The sequence below is a fragment of the Gemmatimonadota bacterium genome, assembly GCA_026702745.1.
GTDB lineage: Bacteria > JAAXHH01 > JAAXHH01 > JAAXHH01 > JAAXHH01 > JAAXHH01.
Window position 1 is genome coordinate 1 of sequence record JAPPBT010000003.1, and the last position, 5,913, is coordinate 5,913.

A 5,913-nucleotide genomic window follows, 5' to 3' on the forward strand; every position below is an offset into this window, starting at 1 on the left:
TCTGCGGGCGGAACCAGTCTTCGACTTCCTTCGGAACGACAACCTGCTCGACGCCGTGGAATCCTTCGTCGGCCCCGACATCACGTGCTCGCCCATCCAGCACATCCGGGCCAAGCCGCCGTCGCGGCTGGACGCCAGCCCGTCGTACAATGTGCCCTGGCACCAGGATTCGGGGGTGAGCTGGGCGGAGTCGGACCGGACCCTGGCGCTGACCTGCTGGCTGCCACTGGTGGACGCCACGGTGGAACGGGGATGCCTGGAGGTGATCCCGGACGTGATTCAAACCGGTCATCTCGACCACGTATCTGACGCGGGCACGCGCATCAAACCCGACCTCATGCCCGAGACCGAGGCGGAACCGGCCGAAGTGCGCAAGGGCGGGGTCGTCTTCCTGAGCCAGTATACGCCTCACCGGTCCACACCGAACCTGACCGAATGGGACGTGCGCTGGAGCCTGGACCTGCGGTACGTGGCCTATGGCGCGCCGACGGGCCGGCCTTTCTTTCCCGACTTCTGCGTTCGGAGCCGATCGAATCCTGAGCGCGTACTGACCGATCACCAGGCTTGGGCGGACAGCTGGGTCGCAGCCCTCGAGGAACAGCGCCGCAATCCCAGGCAGGCCCACCGGGTTGCGCAGGCACCTTAAGGAGAACCATCATGCTTTGAGGCTCCCCCCTGGGCACCAGGTTTGGCGCCATGGTATTCAGTCTGGTCGTCCCCGGATTGGGGCAGTTGTACCAGGGCCGCAGGCCGGCCGCCGTCATCCATTTCGTCCTCGCGGTCATGCTGTGGATGCTGGGTTACGGCTGGATCGTCCATCTGTATTCTGCCGTCGAGACGGCATTCCAGAATCCGGGCGGTCAGCGTTGCGACACGTAGTCGTACGCGTCTTCATTGCGTAACTGACCATCACTGTAAATAACCGCATTAATACGATCCATATTAATACGAAACGACAACGTGAAAGAGGCATTCCCATGAGTTTCGGCAGCGGCGCGTATACCTACGAATTGCAGGAGAACTGGTACAGCCTGCCGGAGGGCTGGTCCTTCGGCTGGATTACGGGCGTGGCGTGCGATTCGCAGGACCGGGTGTACGTGTACTCGAGGAGCGAGCATCCTTTAATCGTGTTCGACCGCGATGGACAGTTCATCAAGACGATCGGCGACGGCATACTCAAAGATGCGCACGGTATCTACATCGACGGCGAGGACAACCTCTACCTCACCGACTGGCTGGATCACTGCGTCCGCAAGTTCGACCGCGATGGAAACCAGGTGAGGGTGATCGGCATGCCCGGCGTCCCCGGGGCGACGGACGGCGATCCTTTTCGGAAGCCCACCGATGCCGTCGTCGCGCCGAACGGCGACATCTACGTGTCCGACGGCTACGAGAATGCCCGAATCCACCATTACGACGGCGAGGGCCGCCACATTCACTCCTGGGGAAGCTGGGGCTCGGCTCCGGGCCAGTTCGAACTCAGCCATTGCGTCCGCATCGACCGCTACGACCGGCTCTGGGCATGCGATCGCACCAACGAACGCATCCAGCTCTTCGACCTGGAAGGAAACTACCTCGAGGAACGCGCCGTTCCCGGCAAGCCCGACACCACCTTCTTCGATCCGGAAGAGGATATCGTATACGTGGCCGAACTCGACCAGCAGGTGGGTGTATACACTCTTGACGGCGACCTCGTCAGCAGCTGGGGAGGTGGGCGGCGCAGCGACCGGCCGGGCGAGTTTGCCGGATGTCCCCACGGCATCTGGATGGACTCCCGCGGCGACCTCTACGTCGGTGAAGTCCAGGCCGATGCCCGGTTGCAGAAGTTTGTACGGACCCGTTGATCACAATACGAGATCCATGCGCATCATCGACCCCCATACCCACGTCTGGATAAACGATCCCGCCTTCCCCTGGTCCGCGGAGAACGACGCCCCGCCCGCCGAGGACCGGACGGCGGAGATGCTCCTGGCCCTGATGGACCGGCACGGCGTGGAGAAGACCGTCCTGGTGCAGTACATCGGCTACCGCTGGGACAATACCTACGTTTCCCACGTCCTGCGCGCGTACCCGGACCGGTTTGCCGGCGTCTGCCGCGTCAATCCCAAAGATCCCGCCGCGCCGGACCACCTCGCCCACTGGGTGGAGGAGCACGGCTTCCAGGGCGTGAGATTGAGTCCCGCCGAAGGACCGGCGGGCGACTGGTTCCGCGGTCCCCTGATGCTGCCCATCTTCCGGCGCGCCGAGGAGCTCAGGGTCCCGATGCTCATGCTGACGCGGCCCGGCCGGTTGCCCGACCTGGCCAGCCTGCTGGACCGGTTTCCCGATCTCGACGTCGTCGTGGACCACATGGCCGACGCACAGCCTGCCCGGCCGGACGAAATCCAGGCCGTCCTCGACCTGGCCCGGTACCCCCGGGTATACGTGAAGATCAGCCATACCTGGTCCATTTCGGATCAGGACTATCCGTGGTCGGATACCCACGCCATGGTCAAGGCGGTCTACCAGGCCTTCGGCGGCCAGCGCATCATGTGGGGCACCGACTGGCCTGTCTGCCTTCCGAACGCGGCGTACGGCCAGACCCTGACGGTCGTCCGCGACGAGATGAAGTTCATCGCGCCGGAGGACCTGCCCCGCGTGCTGGGAGGCACGGCCCTGGACCTGTGGACCTTTAACGATTAGTCGGATTTAAACCCGACAAACTCGCAGAAAAAGTTCGAGTCATAAAGGAGCAGCCATGAAAATCCTGATCACCGGCGCCGCGAGCCGGCTGGGACGGGCGGTGGCCGAAACCCTGGAAGGCCATTCGCTTCGCCTCGTGGACGAATCGCCCGTCGAAGCGCCAGCCCCGACCGGGGCCGAAACGCGCGGCGAATGGGCCGGCGATGCCGCCCAGGGCAGCCTGCTGGACCAGGACTTCGCCTGGCAGGCGGTCCGGGGCATGGACGCCGTCGTTCACACGGGCGAGCCGCCGCAGGACCTGCCGGAGTCCGATGTGGAGCGCGAGAAGCACCTCCTGGAACTGGCCACGCGGGGCACGCACCAGCTCTTCAAGGCCGGCGTGGAGGCGGGCGTTAAGCGTTTCGTCTACGGCGGGACACTCGACCTCTTCCGGCCCTATCCCGACGACGTATACATCAGCGAACTCTGGAAACCGCTGCCCGAGCCCGACATGCCGGCCATGTCCCGCTACCTGGGCGAGCACACCGCCCGGGAATTCGCAAGGGACCACATGGTGACGGTCACGGGACTCAGACTGGGCAACCTCGTCAGCGAAGAGGAATTGGCCGGCCAGGCGCCCGACCTGTTGTGGCTGGATTACCGGGATGCGGCCCAGGCCTTCCGCCTCGCCCTGGAAAGAGAGGCCTCGGACCAGGTCTGGTGGACCAGCCGGTACGCCATGTACCACATCTGCGCCGACCTGGAGAACCCGAAGTACCTCATCAACCAGGCCCGCAATCTCGGCTACGCGCCGGCCCACAACTTCGCCGCGAACTGGCGGGACTAAAGGGGTAATCCACTAAAGGTGCCATCCATGAAGAAAGTCCTGCTGCTCGGCGCTTCCGGGCTCATCGCGCCGCACATTACCCCCGCGCTCGAGCGGGATTACGACCTGCGGCTGGCCGACATCAAGGACCACCCGGACGGCAAGCCCGTCCTCAACGTGGACGTGCGGGACTACGGCCAGGTCCGCGAGGCCATGGAGGGCGTGGACGCGGTCATGAACTTCACGGTCCTGCGCCACGACGACACGCTGAGCTTCCAGGTCAATACCATTGGGGCCTGGAACGTGATGAAGGCGGCTGCCGACGCCGGGATCCGGAAAGTGATCCACACCGGCCCGGCCCAGACGCTCCTGGCCTACGTGCACGACACCGACATCCCTGTCGACGCGCCCGACGCCCCGTCTTCCGACTACTACTTCATCACCAAGCACCTGAGCAACGAGATCGTCCGCAGCTTCGCTCGGCACCACGAGATTCACACGGTCTGCTTCCTGTTCCAGGGCCTGGCGCCCCGGCCGACGGAGCATACGGGCAAGAATTCAACACGAGAATTCCTCATCATCCACGACGATCTCGCCGTGGCCTGCCTCCAGGGCCTCGAACTCCCCTCGGTGCCCGGCTACTACCAGGCCTTCAACCTGCACAGCCATTACGGACCGGGCAAATACAGCCTGGAGAAGGCCGAACGCATCCTGGGATACGCGCCGCAGGAGGAGTGGTGGCAGTGGCAGCGGAGGCCGGCGGGGTAGCGGACAGTCAGTCGCCCCGGGGAGAAGGTCAGCTGGTGGGTTTTGGATGCTTCCAGCCTCGCCAGATCTTGTCCCGGTAACCGCTTGTGAGCTTGATATCGATCTCGATACCCAGGGTCAGGATATCTTCGTCATGCAGTATTTCCAGCAGCGTACTTTTTATGTGCTCAACGACCTCGGGTGTCAGTACCCGGCCTTTCTTCGACGACATTGCTTACTCCCTTCGATCAGTCCAATAACAGTTTGATTGTAATGGTGACCTGGAGTCCAATCATCGCAAACACACAGGATAGCAGGACGTTTCTCCACCAGCGAGCATCGCTTTTCATATCCTTTAGTTGTTCAGCATTGTATTCCAGGAGTTCCCGCATGCTGTCTTCTGAAGTTTCAAGACCGGAAAGACGGCTTTTGACGCACTGATCCTTGAAATACACTTCCTCCATCAGTTCTTCTGTGTCTCTTTGGGTTTTGTGATTGTTCATCTTTGGGGTTTTCTCCTATAGGTTTGTGCAATGGCATCGTCAAGGTATAAAAACGTGTTCAATTATGTAGAACGATCTGTCATATTGAATGAGTAGGAAATCCGTTAATCAATCTCGCGATTTTTTAAAAAAACAGGAAGTATGTACCGATTCCGATCGAGATAGTTCATCTTCAGATCGGATACATTCAGCCAATCAAGGAGAACCACCCCATGTCCAGCAACGCCCGGACCATTCGCGTATTTGTCGGCACCTACACCCAGACTACCAGCAAGGGCATCTATGTCTATGACGTAGATACCGCCACCGGCGTCATGGAATACGTCAGCCATGTGGGCGGCATCACGAACCCGTCCTTCCTGTGCCTGACCCCCGACGCCCGCTTCCTCTACGCCGTCGGCGAGACGGGGGATCCCCACGGCGGCGTCTTCGCCTATGCCGTGGACGGGTCCGGCACGCTCACAACCCTGAACAGCCAGTCGTCCGGCGGCGCCGGGCCTTGCTCCATCGACGTGCACCGAAGCGGCAAGGCCGTGCTCGCGGCCAACTACGGCGGCGGGTCCGTTTCCTCCTTTCCCGTGAACGACGACGGCTCCCTGGGCGAGGCGGCGTCGGTCATCCAGCACACGGGCTCGAGCGTCGACCAGAGCCGGCAGCAGGAACCCCACGCCCACATGATCCGCCACGACCTGGACTACAACTTCGTCTTCTCGCCGGATCTCGGCACCGACAAGGTGATGATCTACCGCCTCGATCCGGACACGGCCGTGCTGACGCCCCACGGGGAGGCGTCGGTGCCGCCCGGGTCCGGGCCCCGGCACCTCGAATTCCACCCCAACCGGAAGTTCGCCTACGTCATCAACGAGATGGGCAACACGATCACGGCCTTTGCCTACGACGGGTCGGCCGGCACACTCACCGCATTGGAGACGGTGACGACGCTGCCCGACGGTTACGACGAGGTGAGCCATACGGCGGACATCCATATCACGGACGACGGCCGGTACCTCTACGGCTCCAACCGGGGCCACGACAGCCTCGCCATGTACGCCGTGGACGGAGAATCGGGCCGCCTGTCGCTGCTCGGTATCGTACCCACGGGCGGCGAAAATCCGAGAAACTTCGGGATCGATCCGACCAACAGTTTCGTGCTCGTCGGCAACCAGAGCTCCGATA

General features: G+C 62.4%; 9 protein-coding genes. 7 read left to right on the plus strand and 2 right to left on the minus strand.

What is annotated here, in order from left to right:
- From OXH56_00345 to OXH56_00370, 6 genes are all read left to right on the plus strand, one after another.
- Positions 1-646 (plus strand): phytanoyl-CoA dioxygenase family protein (locus OXH56_00345; GenBank protein ID MCY3553746.1); only part of this gene is annotated, 646 nt, incomplete at its 5' end.
- Between the two features lie 50 nt (positions 647-696).
- Entirely contained in the window at positions 697-879 is a 183-nt protein-coding gene (locus OXH56_00350; protein ID MCY3553747.1) for a hypothetical protein, read from the plus strand.
- A 98-nt stretch (positions 880-977) separates the two neighbouring features.
- A complete protein-coding gene (locus OXH56_00355; protein MCY3553748.1) occupies positions 978-1,844 on the plus strand; it encodes a peptidyl-alpha-hydroxyglycine alpha-amidating lyase family protein in 867 nt (288 codons plus the stop codon).
- 16 nt (positions 1,845-1,860) lie between these two features.
- Complete coding sequence (locus OXH56_00360; protein MCY3553749.1) at positions 1,861-2,682, plus strand: amidohydrolase family protein; 822 nt, start codon at positions 1,861-1,863, stop codon at positions 2,680-2,682.
- A 55-nt stretch (positions 2,683-2,737) separates the two neighbouring features.
- On the plus strand, positions 2,738-3,508 hold the full coding sequence (locus tag OXH56_00365; protein ID MCY3553750.1) for an NAD(P)-dependent oxidoreductase: 771 nt from the start codon (positions 2,738-2,740) through the stop codon (positions 3,506-3,508).
- Between the two features lie 27 nt (positions 3,509-3,535).
- The gene (locus OXH56_00370; GenBank protein ID MCY3553751.1) at positions 3,536-4,255 is read left to right on the plus strand and encodes an NAD(P)-dependent oxidoreductase; all 720 of its coding nucleotides are present in this window, start codon (positions 3,536-3,538) and stop codon (positions 4,253-4,255) included.
- Between the two features lie 28 nt (positions 4,256-4,283).
- Here the strand turns inward: OXH56_00370 and OXH56_00375 are convergent, their stop codons facing one another.
- Together OXH56_00375 and OXH56_00380 are read right to left on the minus strand one after the other, a co-directional pair.
- Entirely contained in the window at positions 4,284-4,466 is a 183-nt protein-coding gene (locus tag OXH56_00375) for a hypothetical protein (protein ID MCY3553752.1), read from the minus strand.
- A 16-nt stretch (positions 4,467-4,482) separates the two neighbouring features.
- Positions 4,483-4,737 carry a hypothetical protein gene (locus tag OXH56_00380; GenBank protein ID MCY3553753.1) on the minus strand — a complete coding sequence of 85 codons (255 nt, stop codon included), beginning with the start codon at positions 4,735-4,737 and terminating at the stop codon, positions 4,483-4,485.
- Between the two features lie 212 nt (positions 4,738-4,949).
- Between OXH56_00380 and OXH56_00385 the strand changes: the two genes are divergently transcribed.
- The coding region (locus OXH56_00385) for a lactonase family protein (GenBank protein ID MCY3553754.1) at positions 4,950-5,913 on the plus strand (964 nt) is incomplete at its 3' end.